The organism is Polynucleobacter sp. UB-Siik-W21 (assembly GCF_018687415.1).
Taxonomy (GTDB): Bacteria; Pseudomonadota; Gammaproteobacteria; order Burkholderiales; family Burkholderiaceae; genus Polynucleobacter.
The window spans coordinates 2,018,997-2,037,622 of sequence record NZ_CP061289.1 but is presented as its reverse complement, the minus strand read 5'-3'; the positions used below and the strand labels follow the sequence as shown (position 1 = coordinate 2,037,622).

19 protein-coding genes and 1 riboswitch are annotated in these 18,626 nt (G+C 46.3%); of the genes, 15 read left to right on the top strand and 4 right to left on the bottom strand.

From position 1 onward, the window contains the following. The 12 genes from gatC (at position 1) to C2756_RS10505 (ending at position 11,348) form a co-directional block, all read left to right on the top strand. A complete protein-coding gene (gene gatC / locus C2756_RS10560) occupies positions 1 to 294 on the top strand; it encodes an Asp-tRNA(Asn)/Glu-tRNA(Gln) amidotransferase subunit GatC (protein WP_215295997.1) in 294 nt (97 codons plus the stop codon). Continuing rightward, entirely contained in the window at positions 291 to 1,808 is a 1,518-nt protein-coding gene (gatA, locus tag C2756_RS10555; RefSeq protein WP_215319279.1) for an Asp-tRNA(Asn)/Glu-tRNA(Gln) amidotransferase subunit GatA, read from the top strand. Before gatC ends, gatA begins: the two co-directional genes overlap by 4 nt. Next, positions 1,808 to 3,286, top strand: coding sequence for an Asp-tRNA(Asn)/Glu-tRNA(Gln) amidotransferase subunit GatB (gene gatB / locus C2756_RS10550; protein ID WP_215320984.1), 1,479 nt, complete (start codon positions 1,808 to 1,810; stop codon positions 3,284 to 3,286). The genes gatA and gatB overlap by 1 nt, the downstream gene beginning before the upstream one ends. 26 nt (positions 3,287 to 3,312) lie before the next feature. Continuing rightward, complete coding sequence (locus tag C2756_RS10545; protein WP_215319277.1) at positions 3,313 to 3,987, top strand: DUF484 family protein; 675 nt, start codon at positions 3,313 to 3,315, stop codon at positions 3,985 to 3,987. After that, a complete protein-coding gene (locus C2756_RS10540) occupies positions 3,968 to 4,969 on the top strand; it encodes a tyrosine recombinase XerC (RefSeq protein WP_215319275.1) in 1,002 nt (333 codons plus the stop codon). Before C2756_RS10545 ends, C2756_RS10540 begins: the two co-directional genes overlap by 20 nt. Positions 4,970 to 5,038: 69 nt before the next feature. Further along, a complete protein-coding gene (locus C2756_RS10535) occupies positions 5,039 to 6,103 on the top strand; it encodes a GTP-binding protein (protein ID WP_215295992.1) in 1,065 nt (354 codons plus the stop codon). 233 nt (positions 6,104 to 6,336) lie between these two features. Next, the gene (dksA, locus tag C2756_RS10530) at positions 6,337 to 6,714 is read left to right on the top strand and encodes an RNA polymerase-binding protein DksA (RefSeq protein ID WP_215297529.1); all 378 of its coding nucleotides are present in this window, start codon (positions 6,337 to 6,339) and stop codon (positions 6,712 to 6,714) included. 12 nt (positions 6,715 to 6,726) lie between these two features. Then, the gene (gene argB / locus C2756_RS10525; protein ID WP_215295991.1) at positions 6,727 to 7,629 is read left to right on the top strand and encodes an acetylglutamate kinase; all 903 of its coding nucleotides are present in this window, start codon (positions 6,727 to 6,729) and stop codon (positions 7,627 to 7,629) included. Between the two features lie 10 nt (positions 7,630 to 7,639). Next, positions 7,640 to 8,290, top strand: coding sequence for a nucleoid occlusion factor SlmA (gene slmA / locus C2756_RS10520; protein WP_215319273.1), 651 nt, complete (start codon positions 7,640 to 7,642; stop codon positions 8,288 to 8,290). Further along, on the top strand, positions 8,287 to 9,426 hold the full coding sequence (locus tag C2756_RS10515; RefSeq protein WP_215319272.1) for a homoserine O-acetyltransferase: 1,140 nt from the start codon (positions 8,287 to 8,289) through the stop codon (positions 9,424 to 9,426). The genes slmA and C2756_RS10515 overlap by 4 nt, the downstream gene beginning before the upstream one ends. Then, complete coding sequence (metW, locus tag C2756_RS10510; protein ID WP_215319270.1) at positions 9,423 to 10,013, top strand: methionine biosynthesis protein MetW; 591 nt, start codon at positions 9,423 to 9,425, stop codon at positions 10,011 to 10,013. Before C2756_RS10515 ends, metW begins: the two co-directional genes overlap by 4 nt. 15 nt (positions 10,014 to 10,028) lie before the next feature. Beyond that, positions 10,029 to 11,348: an MFS transporter gene (locus C2756_RS10505; RefSeq protein WP_215319268.1), complete on the top strand. Its 1,320-nt coding sequence runs from the start codon at positions 10,029 to 10,031 to the stop codon at positions 11,346 to 11,348. Positions 11,349 to 11,366: 18 nt separating this feature from the next. On the opposite strand, the gene C2756_RS10500 is transcribed toward C2756_RS10505, so the two are convergent. Further along, on the bottom strand, positions 11,367 to 12,149 hold the full coding sequence (locus C2756_RS10500) for an exodeoxyribonuclease III (protein WP_215319265.1): 783 nt from the start codon (positions 12,147 to 12,149) through the stop codon (positions 11,367 to 11,369). 8 nt (positions 12,150 to 12,157) lie between these two features. On the opposite strand from C2756_RS10500, the gene pyrE reads away from it, so the two are divergent. Next, positions 12,158 to 12,826, top strand: coding sequence for an orotate phosphoribosyltransferase (gene pyrE, locus C2756_RS10495; RefSeq protein WP_215319264.1), 669 nt, complete (start codon positions 12,158 to 12,160; stop codon positions 12,824 to 12,826). An 18-nt stretch (positions 12,827 to 12,844) separates the two neighbouring features. On the opposite strand, the gene dapF is transcribed toward pyrE, so the two are convergent. The 3 genes from dapF to C2756_RS10480 are packed head-to-tail and all read right to left on the bottom strand — an operon-like array spanning position 12,845 to position 15,521. Then, positions 12,845 to 13,699: a diaminopimelate epimerase gene (gene dapF, locus C2756_RS10490; protein ID WP_215320982.1), complete on the bottom strand. Its 855-nt coding sequence runs from the start codon at positions 13,697 to 13,699 to the stop codon at positions 12,845 to 12,847. A gap of 57 nt (positions 13,700 to 13,756) precedes the next feature. Beyond that, positions 13,757 to 14,656 carry a lipid A biosynthesis acyltransferase gene (locus tag C2756_RS10485; protein ID WP_215319262.1) on the bottom strand — a complete coding sequence of 300 codons (900 nt, stop codon included), beginning with the start codon at positions 14,654 to 14,656 and terminating at the stop codon, positions 13,757 to 13,759. A gap of 19 nt (positions 14,657 to 14,675) precedes the next feature. After that, on the bottom strand, positions 14,676 to 15,521 hold the full coding sequence (locus C2756_RS10480; RefSeq protein WP_251372059.1) for a lipid A biosynthesis acyltransferase: 846 nt from the start codon (positions 15,519 to 15,521) through the stop codon (positions 14,676 to 14,678). 217 nt (positions 15,522 to 15,738) lie between these two features. Between C2756_RS10480 and metK the strand changes: the two genes are divergently transcribed. Both metK and ahcY read left to right on the top strand, forming a co-directional pair. Further along, positions 15,739 to 16,905: a methionine adenosyltransferase gene (metK, locus tag C2756_RS10475; protein ID WP_215319261.1), complete on the top strand. Its 1,167-nt coding sequence runs from the start codon at positions 15,739 to 15,741 to the stop codon at positions 16,903 to 16,905. A gap of 86 nt (positions 16,906 to 16,991) precedes the next feature. Further along, positions 16,992 to 17,104, top strand: a riboswitch (S-adenosyl-L-homocysteine riboswitch). A gap of 61 nt (positions 17,105 to 17,165) precedes the next feature. Then, complete coding sequence (gene ahcY / locus C2756_RS10470) at positions 17,166 to 18,611, top strand: adenosylhomocysteinase (RefSeq protein ID WP_215295982.1); 1,446 nt, start codon at positions 17,166 to 17,168, stop codon at positions 18,609 to 18,611. Positions 18,612 to 18,626 lie beyond the last annotated feature (15 nt).

The window sequence follows — 18,626 nt, the reverse complement described above, 5'->3', positions numbered from 1 at the left end:
ATGAAACTTGATGATGTTCAGCGCATTGCGCACCTTTCCAGGCTTGAGTTAAGCCAGGCAGAAGCTGAGGCAGTTTTGCCTCAATTGCAGGCTATTTTTTCCCTCGTTGAAGAAATGCAGGCTGTCGACACTAGTGGCTTAGAGCCGCTTGCGCACCCTATCTTATTTCTGAGGGAATTGGCACAGCCATTACGTGCTGACCAAGTAACAGAATCAGATCATCGTGCTGAAAACATGCAATCAGCCCCTGCTCAGCATGATGGCTACTTTTTGGTTCCAAAGGTGATTGAATGAGTTGGCACAACACACCTATTGCTTTGATGGCAAAAGCACTTGCGACAAAAGAGGTTTCTAGCATGGAGCTGACCCAGTATTTTTTAGACCGCATTGAGGCTGGAAAACAGTGGAATGCCTATATTGATGTGAATGCTCACTTAAGTTTAGAGCAAGCTAATAAAGCTGACTTACTGATTTCGTCTGGAAAAGCTGGTAAGTTGACCGGTATCCCTGTTGCGCATAAAGATGTGTTCGTTACTCGTGGCTGGAAGTCGACTGCAGCATCCAAAATCTTGTCTGGATATCAAAGCCCTTTTGATGCCACCGTAGTGGCGAACTTGGGAATTCCGGATGAAAGTAACCCTCATGGCGCAGGCATGGTTTGCTTAGGCAAGACCAATATGGACGAGTTCGCCATGGGCTCTTCCAATGAAAACTCAGCTTATGGCCCAGTACTCAATCCTTGGAACTCTGCGCATGTTGCTGGCGGTTCTTCTGGTGGATCGGCTGCTGCAGTAGCAGCTGGCTTAGCTCCGATTGCTACAGGGACCGATACTGGGGGCTCGATTCGTCAGCCAGCTGCATTTTGTGGTTTAACTGGAATTAAGCCTACTTATGGACGCGTTTCTCGTTACGGCATGATTGCATATGCATCATCTTTGGATCAAGCAGGTCCGATGGGCAAAACGGCTGAAGATTGCGCGCTACTACTTTCTGCCATGTCTTCGCACGATCCACGCGACTCGACTTCGCTCACAGATTCTGGGGAGGACTACGGTCGCTTTCTGAATCAAGCTTGGCAAGAAGGCAATGCCAATCCTGCAAAACCATTAGAGGGTTTGCGTATTGGTTTGCCAAAAGAATTTTTTGCAGAAGGTTTGGCTGTTGATGTAGCGAAATCTGTGAATGAAGCTGCTAAAACTTTAGCAAGTTTAGGTGCGAAGTTGGTTGAAGTCAGCTTGCCTAAAACTAAACTCTCCATTCCGGTTTATTACGTTTTAGCTCCAGCAGAAGCCTCTAGTAATTTGAGTCGTTTTGATGGTGTGCGCTATGGTCATCGCGCTAGCGATTACAAAGATCTTGGTGATATGTATCAGAAGTCCCGCACCGAGGGTTTCGGGCCAGAAGTTAGACGTCGTATCTTGATTGGCACTTACGTTCTTTGTCATGGTTACTACGATGCCTACTACTTACAGGCACAAAAGATTCGTCGCATTATTGCCTCAGATTTTCAGGCAGCATTTAAACAATGTGATCTCATCCTTGGGCCCGTAGCACCTGATGTAGCCTGGCGTTTAGGTGAAAAATCAAAAGATCCAGTGCAAATGTATTTAGAAGATATTTATACACTTTCCACTAACTTAGCAGGCTTGCCTGCCATGAGTGCGCCCTGCGGATTTAATGCAAACAATTTACCAATTGGCATGCAGTTGATTGGTAACTATTTTTCTGAAGCACGTTTACTTCAGGTCGCCCATCAATATCAGCAAGCCAGTGATTGGCATTTGCGTCAAGCAAGCGAGGTAGCATGATGCAATGGGAAGTCGTTATCGGTCTTGAGACCCACGCACAGCTACAAACCCAATCCAAGATTTTTAGTGGCGCAAGTACGCGCTTTGGTGCACAACCAAACACCCAAGCATGTGCAGTAGATTTGGCGTTACCAGGTGTGTTACCAGTATTAAATCGCCAAGCAGTTGAGCATGCAATCCGTTTTGGATTGGCTGTTGGTGCAAAAATTTCACCGGCCAGTATTTTTGCGCGGAAGAACTATTTCTATCCTGATTTGCCTAAAGGCTATCAAATTAGTCAGATGGAAATTCCAGTAGTTGTTGGCGGAAAAGTAGAAATTCTTATAGGTGATGAAGTTAAGGTAGTTGAACTAACACGCGCCCACATGGAAGAAGATGCTGGCAAATCCGTGCATGAAGAGGGTTTTATTGGTCCCCATGGCGAGCCATCGAGTGGCATCGATTTAAATCGCGCTGGCACTCCACTGCTTGAGATTGTGACTGAGCCTGTCATGCGCAGCGCTGCCGAAGCAGTGGCTTATGCTAAAGCGCTCCACACTTTGGTGGTTTGGTTGGGTGTTTGTGATGGCAATATGCAGGAAGGCTCATTCCGCTGTGATGCCAACGTATCAGTTCGTCCTAAAGGACAAGTAGAGTTTGGTACGCGTTGCGAGATTAAGAACTTAAACTCTTTCCGCTTCCTCGAAGAGGCGATTCAATATGAAGTACGTCGTCAAATTGAATTGATTGAGGATGGTGGCACGGTTGTTCAAGAAACGCGCTTGTATGATCCTGATCGTCAAGAGACGCGCAGTATGCGAAGCAAAGAAGATGCGAACGACTATCGCTACTTCCCGGATCCAGATTTATTGCCAGTGGTGATTGATGATGCTTGGATCGCTCAGGTGCGAAGCGGTATGCCAGCTTTACCTACTCAGTTACGCGAGCAATGGCAAAGCGAGTATGGCTTGAGTGCTTACGATACCCAATTGCTGACCCAGGATCGCGATACTGCAAAAGTATTCGAAGACTTATTGGCGATCGTTGGTAAGCCTCTCGCAAAAGCAGCAGCCAATTTAATTGCTGGTGAATTTGCTTCTGCTGTAAATCGTGCAGGCATTGCGACTGCAGACGCGCCACTAAAGGCGGAGCACTTAGCGCCATTGCTGACTCGGGTTGCAGATGGCACCATCTCTAATAAGATTGCCAAAGATATTTTTGCAATTTTGTGGGAAGAGGCTGTTGCAGGTAAAGCCATGAGTACCGTTGACCATATTATTGATGCTAAGGGCCTTAAACAAATTAGTGATAGTGGCGCATTAGAGGCCATCATTGATCAAGTGTTGGCCGCTAATCAGAAGTCGGTTGAAGAGTTCCGCTCGGGTAAGGAGAAGGCCTTCAATGCGCTAGTGGGCCAAATTATGAAAGCCTCTCAGGGGAAAGCAAACCCTGGACAGGTCAACGATTTGTTGCGAAAAAAATTAAGTGAAGTAAGTTAATAAAGAGTAAGCCAAGAAAGAGATAGATGAGCGCGATTGATCCTAAGCAAATTGAGCAAGAAGAATTGGTTGCCGAGTGGTTGCGTGCAACACCCGGTTTCTTTGAGCGCTATGCCAATCTCTTTAATGAGATTCGGATTAAACATCCTCATGAGGACCGTACGATCTCTTTACAAGAGCGTCAGATGACCGTATTGCGCACCCAAAATCAAGACCTCAATCGTCGTCTAAGCGAAATGTTGCACTTTGGTAGTCGTAACGACAAGACGCAACAAAGTTTAGTGGCTTGGTTGTTGCGTTTGATGAAGGCCAATAACAAGGCTGATATTGAAGGCGCTATTACGACGGGCTTGGCTGAAGTCTTTGAGGTGGAATCCGCGCAATTGCTTTCGCCTAATTCAGCATTTGGTCCTTGGGTGGATACCCCCTTGTGCGGCTCAGCAAAAGAGTTGGCAGCGGCCAGCGTAGATTTGCTGGCAACGCAAACTACGATAAGTCCAGAGTGGCAAAGCATGGTGGCAATCGGCTTACCGCTCGGTAGGAGCATTGGGGCAAGCCAATCTCCCGCAGTACTGCTGCTAGCCAGCAATGATGAAACACGATTTACTGCAGACATGGGCGCTTTCTATTTGCGTCAAATTGCAGAACTCACTGCTGCAGCTTTGGATCGCATCCAGGCTTATGAAGCTAAAGCTGACTGAACTCCACCCCCTCATGCAAGAGTATTTGCATGAGTTACATGTGTTGCGGCAACTTTCTCAACATACCTTAAAAGCGTATGGCATGGATCTCAGCGATCTGCAAAATTTTGCCCTTGAAGATTCTGTTGATTTATTAAAAGTGAGTAATGCTCATATTCGTCGCTGGGCTGGTCGTTTGCATTCCAAAGAAAAGTCTTCTAGAAGTATTGCTCGTGCTCTGTCAGCATGGCGTGGTTGGTATGACTGGTTGACTGAAAAAGATACGCGGCGTGATGCACGTGCGGGCAAAGTGGCTAGCAATTTAATCGCAAATCCCGTTGATGATGTAAAGGCGCCTAAGCGTTTGAAGTCTTTACCCAAGGCCTTATCAGTTGAGCAAGCGCTTGCACTGGTAAATCAAGCCGTCAAAGAAGCAGACGAGAAAAAAGATCTGGAGTCTGTCAGAGATGCCGCCATCATTGATTTGCTGTATTCCTCTGGCTTGCGGCTATCAGAATTATTGGGTATCGATGTGATGCCAAGCAAAGATCGTCAGCATGAGTCTGCCGGCTGGCTAGATTGGGATGCTGCTGAAGTCACAGTTTTAGGTAAAGGTGGAAAAAGGCGTTCTGTGCCAGTGGGTTCGCCTGCAATGAAGTCTCTACTTTCTTGGCGAGAGCTACGTGATGCCGGTTCTTATCCCGAGCAATCGATTGCCTTATTTTTATCTGCGACTGGTAAGCGTTTATCGCCACGCACGGTGCAAGCGCGCCTGCGTATGCTAGCGATGCGGGCTGGGCTGCCAACTCATGTGCATCCTCACATGATGCGCCACAGTTTTGCAAGTCATGTTTTGCAATCCTCGCAGGATTTGCGTGCCGTGCAAGAAATGCTTGGGCATGCCAGCATCGCTAGCACTCAGATTTATACCTCTTTAGATTTCCAACACCTAGCTCAGGCATACGATAAAGCGCATCCTCGCGCAAAGGCTGGTAAAGGCTGAGGAACTCGGTAATATAGTGGGTTTCCCACTTTGGGAAAGCATTACATCTCGATTTTGATTGGATCATTCATGGCATTAATTCCAGTAACCATATTGACGGGCTTTTTGGGAAGCGGCAAAACCACTTTGTTGAAACACATCCTCACTGAAGATCACGGCAAAAAAATTGCAGTGATTGAGAATGAATTCGGCGAAGAGAATATTGACAATGACATCTTGGTTCAAGATCACGAAGAGAATATTGTGCAAATGAGTAACGGTTGTATTTGCTGCACGATTCGTGGCGATCTTGTTGAGGCCCTTAATGCGCTATGGGAGCAGCGCAAAGATAAGAAGATTAGTTTTGACCGGGTTGTGATTGAAACCACGGGCGTTGCTAATCCAGGCCCTGTCGCGCAAACCTTCTTTATGGATGACGATGTTGCTGACCACTATGTACTCGACGCAGTCGTTACTTTGGTAGACGCTAAGCATGGCCAGCAGCAACTGACCGAACATGAAGAGGCTCAGCGCCAGGTAGGCTTTGCAGATCAGATCTTTATTACCAAGACAGACTTGGTTTCTCCTGCTGAAGTAGAGGCCCTGCGCGGTCGCTTAATGCATATGAATCCTAGAGCCCCAATCAGTGCTATTTCCAAGGGCGTAGTGCCTTTGAATGCAGTCTTAGATCTCAAGGGCTTCAATCTCAATGCCAAGCTTGATATTGACCCCCATTTCTTAGAGCAGGATGATCACGACCATGCCGATTGCGGGCATGACCACTCCCATGACCACGATCACAGTACCTGTGGCCACGACCATAGTCATGACCATCACCACCATGGCCATGCCGGCCACACAGATCGCATCCAATCCTTTGTTTTTCGTAGTGATAAACCCTTTGATCACCAAAAGCTAGAAGACTTCCTTGGAGGCATTTTGGAGGTGTTTGGTGAAAAGATGCTGCGTTACAAGGGCGTGCTTTATGTAAAGGGCAGCAATCGAAAAGTAGTGTTCCAAGGCGTTCATCAGATGATGGGCAGCGATTTGGCTGGTCCTTGGGGTGCTGAGCCTAAACAAACCCGGATGGTCTTCATAGGCATTGATTTACCTAAGGACGTTCTATTGGCTGGGCTTGAGGGATGTTTGGTCTAGAAAGATTCGGGTACAATCCGCCGCCATGGTCAAGATTGGTAAATATTCAAGAATATTGATTGAAGGACTGTAAAAGTTTGGCAGAATGAGGCAATAATGCTTCAAATCTAGGAAAGAATGAGATGACGGTAAAAACAGCAACAAAACCTGCAAGCGCTGCAAAAACGAGCAGCAAAGCTACTAGCGCTAAAGCAGTCAAGGGCGCACCTTTAACAGAAGCAGAATTGCTTAAGATGTCCGACAAGGACTACATGAGCGCTGCCCAGTTAGATTTTTTCCGTCAAAAATTGCTTACGCTCAAAGAAGACATTTTAAAAAATGCATCTGAAACCACCGAGCATCTGCGTGAGAATATTCTGGTTCCTGATCCAGCTGATCGCGCGACTATCGAAGAAGAGCATGCCTTGGAATTGCGCACCCGTGATCGTGAGCGCAAATTGTTGAAAAAAGTAGAACAAGCGCTTGGACGCATTGAGTCTGGCGACTATGGTTGGTGCGAAGAAACGGGGGAGCCAATCGGCTTGAACCGTTTAATTGCAAGGCCTACAGCCAATTTATCTCTTGAGGCTCAAGAGCGTCGCGAACTCCGTCAAAAATTATTTGGCGAATAAATCCTATTTGTAATGACTAAGCATTTACCTGCTCTAAGCGATATCCCGCCTTTATTAAAGGCGGAGATTCTTGCCGAAGCGCTGCCATACATTCGTCAGTATCACGGCAAGACGATCGTAATTAAGTATGGTGGCAATGCTATGGTTGAGGAGCGCCTCAAAGAAAGTTTTGCCCGCGACGTTATTTTGTTGAAGTTAGTCGGCATGAATCCTGTGGTGGTACATGGTGGCGGGCCGCAAATTGATGAAGCATTGAAGAAAATTGGTAAAGCAGGAACCTTTATCCAAGGTATGCGTGTCACAGACGAAGAAACGATGGAAGTCGTGGAATGGGTTCTTGGTGGCGAGGTTCAGCAAGATATCGTGATGCTGATTAATCACTTTGGTGGACAAGCGGTTGGCTTGACTGGCAAAGATGGTGGACTCATCCATGCCAAGAAAATGATGATTCCAAGTGAAACAGAGCCAGGTAAAAAAGTGGACATCGGTTTTGTGGGTGAGATTGAGGCGATTAATCCAGCAGTAGTGAAGGCTTTGCAGGACGATGCTTTCATTCCGGTGATTTCGCCGATTGGCTTTAGTGCGGAAGGTCAAGCTTTCAACATTAATGCGGATTTAGTGGCTGGCAAGATGGCTGAAATCCTTCATGCAGAGAAGTTGGTCATGATGACTAATATTCCTGGTGTCATGGATAAGAGTGGCAAGTTATTAACCGATTTAACCGCCCGAGAAATTGATGCCTTATTTGCTGATGGCACGATCTCTGGGGGTATGTTGCCAAAGATTTCTTCCGCTTTAGATGCAGCTAAAAGTGGCGTGAACTCAGTACACATCATTGATGGCCGAATTGAGCATTCTTTGTTATTAGAAATTCTGACTGAACAAGCGTTCGGTACGATGATTCGTTCTAGATAAGTACATAGCCATGCGTGAATCTCTAGAGCCAGCCGATATCGACAGCAATAATACTGACGCTGGTAAAACACGCAAGCGACCACGTCCTGGCGAGCGTCGTCTACAGATTCTTCAAGTCCTTGCAGAAATGTTGCAAAACCCGCGGGGTGAGCGCGTAACGACTGCTGCTTTAGCTGCCAAGATAGAGGTTTCTGAGGCGGCTCTGTACCGCCATTTTGCGAGTAAAGCGCAGATGTTTGAAGGCTTGATTTCTTTCATTGAGCAGACTGTTTTTGGTTTGATCAATCAGATTAATCAAAAAGAAGAATCTGGACTTGCTCAAGCGCGCGGTATTTTGCAAATGCTCTTATTCTTTGCTGAAAAAAATCCTGGCATGACCCGTGTTTTATTGGGCGATGCTTTATTGCAAGAAGATGATCGACTGCAAGAGCGCATTACTCAAGTGCTAGATCGCGTCGAAGCATCGCTAAAGCAATCCTTGCGTATTGCCCAAACCCAGGGCGGTACATGGGCTCAACTAGGCCAGGAAGAAGTGAGCATTCGTGCTGCGATGTTGATGAGTTTTGTTTTAGGTCGTTGGCATCGATTTGCCCGTAGCGGCTTTAAGAAATTGCCAACGGATGCGTCTGATGTTAGTTTGCGCCTGCTCTTGTCAGAATGAGCGAGCTATACCTCTCTAGAAACACCATCCATTTTGCCGAGCCCCTGCCTTTGCAGAGTGGCGCCTTATTGTCTGGCTATGACTTAGTCATTGAAACCTACGGCAAGCTTAATGCTGATAAAACTAATGCCGTATTAATTTGCCATGCGCTCAATGCATCCCATCATGTAGCGGGACCAAGCCCCGACGATTCTAAGGATATTGGTTGGTGGGATAACATGATTGGCCCCGGCAAGCCAGTTGATACGAATCATTTTTTTGTAATTGGTGTCAATAATTTAGGCTCCTGCTTTGGCTCTACCGGTCCCATGAGTATTAATCCAGCTACTGGTAAACCTTATGGTGCAGATTTTCCAGTAGTCACTGTTGAGGATTGGGTAAACACCCAGGCGCGTTTGGCAGACAAGTTGGGTATTCGAAAGTTTGCCGCAGTCATGGGCGGAAGTTTGGGCGGGATGCAGGCGATGGCTTGGGCCATTCAATTTCCTAAGCGTCTTGAGCACTGCGTTGTGATTGCTTCGACTCCAAAGTTAAGCGCTCAGAACATTGCGTTTAATGAGGTGGCACGAAATGCGATTCTGTCTGACCCCGATTTTCATGGCGGTAATTATTACGAGCACGGTGTCGTGCCCAAGCGGGGCTTGCGTTTAGCGCGGATGGTTGGTCACATCACTTATTTATCTGATGATGACATGGCCGAGAAATTTGGGCGTGAGCTACAGCGCCCTCATGGGGAATCAAACGACTATCGCTTTAGTTTTGATGTTGAGTTTGAGGTTGAAAGTTATTTGCGTCATCAGGGGGATAAGTTTTCTACCTACTTTGATGCCAATACCTATTTGTTGATCACGCGTGCTTTAGATTATTTTGATCCTTCGCGTCGCTACGATGGCAGTTTGAATCGCGCCTTAGCCGAAGTGCAAGCCAAATTTTTGGTAGTGAGTTTTTCTACCGATTGGCGCTTTCCACCCAATCGTAGTCGCGAGATTGTTCAATCTCTCTTAAGCAATAAGAGCGAAGTGACCTATGCCGAGATTGATGCACCTCATGGCCATGATGCCTTCCTGTTAGATGATCAGCGATATCACAATTTGGTGAGAGCTTATTTCAAGCAAATGCGTGAGGTTCAATCATGACCATGAATCAGCGTACCGATTTTGCTGCTATAGCCAATTGGATTGCGCCTAATAGCCAGGTGCTTGACTTAGGTTGTGGTGACGGTAGTTTCTTAGAGTTTTTGCAGAAGCAAAAACCGGTTCATGCTTATGGTGTAGAGATTGATGATGCACGCGTATTATCTTGCGTGCAAAAAGGTTTAAACGTTATTCAACAAGACTTAGAGGGCGGTTTGGCGCTCTTTGAAGATAACAGCTTTGATACGGTCGTGTTGTCACAGACAGTGCAAACCATTCATCAAACGGAAAAGATTTTGCGTGAAGTGGTACGTGTCGGTAAAGAATCAATTGTGTCATTTCCGAATTTTGCCCATTGGTCGCATCGCTTGGCAGTTGGCTTAGGCCGTATGCCTGTTTCTAAGAGCTTGCCTTACCAGTGGTACAACACTCCGAACGTACGGGTGTTGACTGTAGCCGACTTTGAAAAGTTAGCCTCTAGTATTGGTCTCAAAGTGATTGATCAGTGCATTTTGCATGACGGTCGACAAGTGACTCTAATGCCAAATTTATTCGGCAGCTTGGCTTTATTTCGTGTCAGCCGTGCATAGGGTAATAATCTCAAGGTGTTAAGTGCAGTTCAATCTTGGCTAAAGGATTTTCGGGTATACCTCGAATGGCCATGTTTGCGAATGCTGTTTCTGGGCTTCTCCGCTGGCTTGCCTCTTTTACTGATTCTCGGCACTTTAAGTTTTTGGTTGCGTGAAGCAGGTATTGATCGCAGCACGATTGGCTATCTCACTTGGGTTGGCTTGATCTATGCATTCAAATGGGTTTGGGCGCCATTAGTAGATCGTGTGCAAATTCCTTTCTTGACTCAGTTGCTGGGGCGCAGAAGAAGTTGGTTGCTTTTTGCGCAAGCGCTCATTATTTTGGGTCTTGTAGGAATGTCTTCTTTAGATCCCAAGCTGGCTCTGAACTCCATTGTTTGGTGCGCGCTGCTCGTGGCATTTGGTTCAGCGACTCAAGATATTGCTTTAGATGCTTTTCGCATTGAATCAGCTAATAGTGATCATCAAGCCGCCTTGGCGGCTACTTACCAAACAGGCTATCGACTGGCGTTGATTTGGGCGGGTGCGGGCGTATTGTGGCTCGCTGCAAGAGCTGAAACAGGCAGCGGTTATGACGCTAGTGCCTGGCAATTCGCTTATCTTTGTATGGCTGCCTCCATTGGTGTTGGCGTATTCACTACGCTATTAAGTACTGAGCCAGCACGCTATGAATTAACCAAAGCGCGTAATGCTAAAGCATGGCTTTATCAAACCTTGATAGAACCTTTTGCAGAATTCATCACCCGCTATCGTTGGCATGCGATTTTGATTTTGTCACTCATCGCAATCTATCGTATTAGCGATGTCGTAATGGGCATTATGGCTAATCCATTTTATGTTGATATGGGCTATACCAAAGATGAAGTAGCGGCAGTCAGTAAAGTGTTTGGTGTCGTGATGACTTTAGTTGGTGCATTTGTAGGTGGCGTCCTCACTCTGCGATTTGGCGTCTTACGAATTTTGTTTTTAGGGGCAGTATTGTCTGCCGTAAGCAATTTACTGTTTGCTTGGCTTGCCACCCAAGGCCATGATTTACATGGTTTGATTTGGGTAATCTCAGCTGATAACTTAAGCTCGGGTATTGCTAGCGCTGCCTTTATTGCTTTCTTATCATCGCTGACAAATATTCGTTATTCAGCTACTCAATACGCACTCTTTAGTTCGATGATGTTGTTGCTGCCTAAATGGCTTGCAGGCTTCTCGGGTGTATTTGTTGACAGCTTCGGGTACCAGGCTTTTTTCTATGGCACTGCGATCATTGGTGCCCCTGTCCTCATTCTGATTTGGACAACGATTCACTTTAAGGTTGTGCAGATTAAAAAAGACGGGGAGTAATTTCCTTCTTTTTAATACTTAAAGCTTCCAGTCATAGTCGACCGTCAGCGGGGCGTGATCTGAAAAGCGCTCATCTTTATAGACTGATGTTTTCTTGGCAGTAGTAGCAATGCCTGGTGTGCTGATCTGATAGTCAATGCGCCACCCCACATTTTTAGCATAGGCTTGACCGCGGTTACTCCACCAGGTGTAGCAAGACTCTCCGGTTTTGGGTTCTAGTTTGCGATACACATCTACATAACCGATCTTGTCAAAGAGATTAGTGAGCCACGCTCGCTCCTCTGGAAGGAAGCCAGAATTTTTAACATTACCTTTCCAGTTTTTTAAATCGATCTCGTGATGTGCAATATTGACGTCGCCGCAGAGTACGATTTCTCTCCCGGATTTTTTGAGTTTAATAAGGTGAGGTAAGAAGCTATCGAGGTAACGATATTTGGCTTCTTGACGCTCAGGGGAGCTTGAGCCTGAGGGCATATAAACTGAGATTATTGATAACCCCTTATATCTAGCTTCTACGTAACGCCCTTCAGCATCAAACTCATCATTACCATAGCCGTAGAGAACCTCGTCAGGCTTATGAGGCGTATAGATGCCGCAGCCACTATAGCCTTTCTTCTCGGCATGATGAAAGAAGCCATGCATGCCGTCAGGATTGAGGATGGCATCTTCTAGATCATCTTTCTGAGCCTTGAGCTCTTGCATGCAAATGAAGTCTGCTTTTTGCTTCATAGCCCATGTTAGAAAGCCTTTTTTGACTGCAGAACGGATACCGTTGAGGTTCGCGGAAATGATGCGTAACATGTAGTCCTATGAGCTCAAATAATTCAAATCAAGATAACTTTATTCGTTTTGCCTTGGAGGCAAAGGTTTTGTCCTTCGGAGAGTTTAAAACTAAAGCCGGTAGACTCTCGCCTTATTTCTTTAACGCTGGCGGATTTGATGACGGCACTCGCTTAGGCGCCTTGGGTCGTTATTACGCTAAGGCCCTGCAAGAATCAAAACTTCCATTTGACATGCTCTATGGCCCTGCATACAAGGGGATTACTTTGGTAGCTGCTACAGCAATTGCTTTGGCTGACAACGGGATTAATGTGCCGTATGCCTACAACCGCAAAGAAGCCAAAGATCATGGTGAGGGTGGGGTGTTGGTGGGTGCGCCAGTGAAAGGCAGGGTAGTGATTGTTGATGATGTTATTTCTGCAGGCACCTCTGTCAGAGAGTCCGTAGAGCTTATTCGCAAAGCAGGAGCGGAACCTGCGGCCGTCTTGATTGCCTTAGACCGTATGGAAAGATCCGGAAATGCAACAGAGCTTGGCGATCACTCGGCGGTGCAAGCGGTTGAGCAAGAATTTAACTTGCCAGTCATTTCAATTGCGAACTTGACTGGCTTAATGTCTTTCTTAACTGCTTCAAGCGATGCTCAGTTAACAAATTATTTGCCGGCAGTAAAAGCCTATCGCGAAAAATACGGCATCTAAGAAAACAGAAAGCTTTGCTTAGATTTCTGTTTCACCTTCAAATACGGTAACAGCTGGTCCAGTCATGATGACGGGCTGAGTAACGTTATTGACGATCCCGCCCCAGGCAATTTGAAGATCGCCACCGCGGGTATGAACCTTCACTGGCGAGTCTAATAAACCCCTGCGAATGCCCGACACTACAGCCGCGCAAGCACCAGTACCGCAGGCCAAAGTTTCTCCTGCGCCACGTTCGTATACGCGTAATTTAATTTCATTGCGATTAACAGCCTGCATGTAGCCTACATTTACCTTTTTTGGAAACGCAGGGTGTTTTTCAATTTCGGGCCCTTCTTCAAGAACAGGTGCGCTACCAATATCACTTACGACTTGTACGGCATGGGGATTGCCCATAGATACAACACCAACAAAACTATCGTGTGTCGCAGGGTGATCTAGGGGAAGGGCGTAAAGCGTTTCATGAAACTCTTGCATGCTTGCCAAACCGTTGGCATCAAATGGGATTTGGCTAGGCTCAAAAATTGGTGCACCCATATCTACCTCAACCTGCCCATCTGGATAAGATTTAAGCGAGAGAATAGTGTGTGCAACTTCGACACGTAAAGGATTTTTAGTGGATAAGCCTTGATCCAATACGAAGCGCACAAAACAACGCGAGCCATTGCCACATTGCTCTACTTCGCCACCGTCTGCATTAAAAATCCGATATTTAAAATCCGCATCGGGTCTGGTGGCTTTTTCCACCAAGAGAATTTGATCAGCACCAATGCCAAATTGACGATGAGCTAATGATTGCCACTGCTCGCGTGTGATGCCGCTGAGGTCTTGATCGATGCCATTGAGCACGATAAAGTCATTGCCAGCACCATGCATTTTGGTGAAGCGAAGTTTGCGTCCAGTGTTGGCTTGATGGGTGCTCAAAATATCTCTTTAATCGTAAAGGCTAGCCTCACCAGGAGGGCGATGCTTAAAGCGTTTATGAACCCAATAGTACTCTGCTGGTCTTTCTCGAACAAGTTCTTCAATATATAGATTAAGACGAGTCGTATCTTTTTCTACATCATCGCTTGGAAAGTTGGGCAAAGGTTCGCTGATATTGCAGGTATAGCCTTTGCGATCTTGATTTAGCGTGGTGGTCATTAAACACACCTCGGCTCCGCTCAACCTGGCAAGGCGTGATACGGAAGTGATAGTGTTGGTTTGAATACCGAAGAAAGGAACAAAGACTGAGTCTCTTGGCCCCAAATCAATATCAGGAGCAATAAAAATAAAGTTACCTGTCTGAATTTCACGGATGAGATCGCGCAGTCGACTTTGTCTTTCAATCGATTTACCCCCAAAGCGATTTCTCCATTCAATCATTTTTTGATTGAAGAAAGGGTTTTTCATATTTTGGTAGAGGCCTGCGCCCCTTGGCCAGTCGTGCTGGTTAGCCAGTACAGAGAGCGCCATAAAACCACCCTCAAGGCCAACAAAGTGGGGGTTGATGAGTAGGCGTGGCTTGCGATCACCTAAGGTAATGGCAGAATTTATCGTGACGATATCGGTGATTTGATTGCCACTGCCAAGCCAAATTCGGCTTCTCTCCAATACGCTGCGACCAAATAATTTCCAGTGCTCCAGCGCAAGCTGATCAATTTCCACTTCGCTCAGATTGGGAAAACACAGTCGCAAATTTGTTTTAACAACCTGAGCGCGACTATTGGGTGTATGGGCTGCCAACCAACCAAGTCCATAGCCCACATAAATCGTGATGGTGTATGGTAGAAAGGCGAATAAGCGCAATAAGCTAAGCGCTAAGAAATTGAAGAGGTTGGATAACCAGGTCATCTCAAAAATAATAAATTGATTAAGCGCTCGGCGGCAATTCTGCACCGGCTGGATGCTTATAGCGGTTGTAAGACCAAATAAATTGTTCTGGTGCAACCAAAATCGCGTTTTCAATCGAAGTGTTTAATTCTTTGACCGCAATATTGGCATCGTCTGAAAACGCATCTAAACGTTTGGCGTCAATCGTCCATCCTTTGCCCAGCGAGTTTCTTCTGGCTGTAAACATGACTGCAGGAGTGTTGTGGCGATTCGCAAGACGAATTGGCAAGGTGGTTGTGTAGGCAGGACGTTCAAAAAAATGAGCCCAAATGCCATCACCGCCGCTTGGTACCTGATCGGGAAGGATGGCGATTGCCTCTCCTTTGGAAAGCGCCCGCGTCATTTGACGGACGCCGTTGAGATTAGTAGGGACAAAATGCATGTTAGGGTAGGCGCGACCTGCCTCAACAACTTCATTAAGCCATTCTTGGCGAGATGGGCGGTACATGATGGTTGCTGGGTAATGGTTTGCAAGATAGCGAGGAATGATTTCAAAGCCACCTAGATGTGGACAGAGAATGATCATGCCCTTACCTTCAGACATGGCATCCTGTACGACATTCCAGTTGTGCACGGTGGTGATTGCTAATGCTTTTTTGGGATTGCGCCAGATCCACAGGCTATCTGAAAACAGCATGCCCGATGCGCGCACTGCTTCCCAGAGTTTGAAAGGGAGTTTGCGGGCATTCACTACAGCTTCGTATTGAGGTCTAAATAATGAGCGATATTGTTTTGAGCCCAAATAGGCCAAAAGTCCCAAAAGCGCGCCAAATATCTGCACTACTGCAAGGGGCAGCACAGAGATGATGTTGAGACCGAAATTCAAAAGGATTTTTCGCACCCTCCAATGATATTCAATGCGGCTGTAGAGACCAAATTTAAGCGCCTCTTGATGGATTACACCCTTTTCAGATAGAATTACAGCATCGCCGAGTTAAGACAACTTGCAGGGCGATTCAAAAATTCTGCTAAAGCGTCGCCGTTGTAGTTCCTGGCACGTCGAGTTGTCCTACAGATCGTGTTAATTTTTAAAGGAATATGCAATGGCAAATGATTACTTCTTCACCTCAGAATCTGTTTCTGAAGGCCACCCCGATAAAGTAGCAGACCAAATTTCTGATTCGATTTTGGATGCCATTTTGGCCCAAGATCCAACAGCACGCGTCGCTGCAGAAACTTTGTGCAATACCGGCTTAGTAGTACTTGCTGGTGAAATTACTACTAACGCTAACGTTGACTACATTCAAGTGGCTCGCAATACTTTGCGCGAAATTGGCTACGACAATACCGCCTACGGCATTGATTACAAAGGATGCGCTGTATTAGTTGCTTATGACAAGCAAAGTCCAGATATTGCGCAAGGCGTTGATAAGGCACATGATGATGGTTTAGATCAAGGCGCTGGCGACCAAGGCTTAATGTTTGGTTATGCTTGTGATGAGACGGCTGAGCTTATGCCTTTGCCAATTCACTTATCACACCGTTTGGTTGAGCGTCAATCTCAATTGCGTCGTGACGGCCGTTTGACATGGTTGCGCCCAGATGCCAAGTCACAAGTGACATTGCGTTATGTGGACGGTAAGCCTGACTCAATTGATACGGTTGTACTGTCTACTCAGCATGATGAAGATATTTCTCTTGAAAAATTGCGTGAAGCAGTCATCGAAGAAATCATCAAAACAGTATTGCCAAAGCATTTGATCAAAGGCGCGATTAATTTCTTGGTCAATCCTACTGGCCGTTTCGTTATTGGTGGCCCACAAGGCGATTGCGGCTTAACTGGTCGCAAAATTATTGTGGATACCTACGGCGGTGCAGCCCCTCACGGTGGTGGCGCATTCTCTGGTAAAGATCCATCTAAGGTTGATCGCTCTGCGGCCTATGCCGGTCGTTATGTGGCTAAGAACGTTGTTGCTGCCGGTTTAGCAAGCAAGTGTTTGATCCAGATCTCTTACGCTATTGGCGTTGCAAAACCAACTTCAGTGATGGTGAGTACTTATGGCACTGGCAAGATCTCTGATGAGAAGATTGCGCAATTAGTATCTGAGCACTTTGATTTGCGTCCAAAAGGGATTGTGAAAATGCTGAACCTCTTGCGCCCAATCTATCGCAAGACGGCTGCTTACGGCCACTTTGGTCGTGAAGAGCCGGAATTTACTTGGGAACAGACTGATAAGGCCGCTGCATTACGTGCTGCTGCAGGTCTATAAGTACTAAAGCTACTTAGAAAGCCTTCAAAAGCAGTTTATAGATGGATTGAGGCGAAATATGGGTAAATTGATTACAATTTACCCATACCTTCAAGGAGCGTTGCAAGGAATGTTGAGACCCAGCATTTCCCCAGGCTTGGAGGGAGTAAGTTCTAGGGCAACCTCCAGAATTTGCTTATTGCAACTGCGCTCGCTAACCCATGATTCAACGGCTAGCGAGTTTGCACTCCAGCATTGGATCGTCTTTAGCTGGAGCATTGATGAATACCGTTTCTGATTTAAATAATTTTGTTGCCACCCGTTGCGCAATTGCCGATATTTCTTTAGCTGACTTTGGCCGTAAAGAAATTGCGATTGCTGAAACTGAAATGCCTGGCTTGATCGCTATTCGTGATGAGTTTTCAGCGCAACAGCCATTACGCGGTGCCCGTATCACTGGTTCATTGCACATGACCATTCAAACCGCAGTATTGATTGAGACCCTAGAGGCTCTCGGAGCCCAAGTTCAATGGGCTTCTTGCAATATTTTCTCAACACAAGATCATGCTGCAGCTGCAATTGCTGCCAATGGCACGCCAGTCTACGCCATTAAGGGTGAGACCCTTGAGCAATATTGGGATTTCACCCATCGTATTTTTGAATGGGCTGACGGCGGTTATACCAATATGATTTTGGATGACGGTGGCGATGCGACTTTGTTACTGCACCTCGGCGCACGTGCTGAAAAAGATCAAGCTTGCTTGAATCACCCCACTAGCGAAGAAGAAACCATTTTGTTCTCTGCCATTAAGAAAAAATTGGCACAAGATCCAACTTGGTATTCCACACGCTTGGAAAAAGTAAAGGGCGTTACAGAAGAGACGACTACTGGTGTGCATCGCCTGTATCAAATGTTTGCTAAGGGCGATTTGAAATTCCCTGCAATCAACGTGAACGACTCAGTTACTAAGAGCAAGTTCGACAACCTCTATGGTTGCCGCGAGTCTTTAGTTGATGCGATCAAGCGTGCTACCGACGTCATGGTTGCCGGCAAGGTTGCAGTAGTTTGTGGTTATGGCGATGTCGGCAAAGGTTCGGCCCAAGCATTGCGCGCTTTGTCTGCTCAAGTTTGGGTTACCGAAGTGGATCCGATTTGTGCATTACAAGCAGCTATGGAAGGCTATCGTGTTGTGACCATGGATTACGCTGCTGACAAAGCAGATATCTTTGTTTCAGCAACAGGCAACTATCATGTGATTACGCATGACCATATGGTGAAGATGAAGAATCAAGCGATCGTTTGTAACATTGGCCACTTTGATAACGAGATCGACGTCGCCGGTATCGAAAAATACAAATGGGAAGAGATCAAGCCACAAGTTGACCATGTGATTTTCCCGGCTGCCAATGGTCAGCCTGAAAAGCGCATCATCATCTTGGCCAAGGGTCGCTTGGTAAACCTAGGTTGCGGTACAGGACATCCCTCTTATGTCATGAGCTCATCATTTGCAAACCAAGTGATCGCGCAAATCGAATTGTGGAATGCGGTAGGTACAGATAAATACCCAATCGGTGTATATACATTGCCTAAGCATTTGGATGAGAAGGTTGCACGTTTACAGCTCAAGACTCTCAATGCAGAGTTAACGGTGTTGTCTGATCAGCAGGCTTCCTACATTGGTGTAACGAAGGAAGGCCCATATAAGGCTGACCACTATCGTTATTAATCCATTCATTTAATA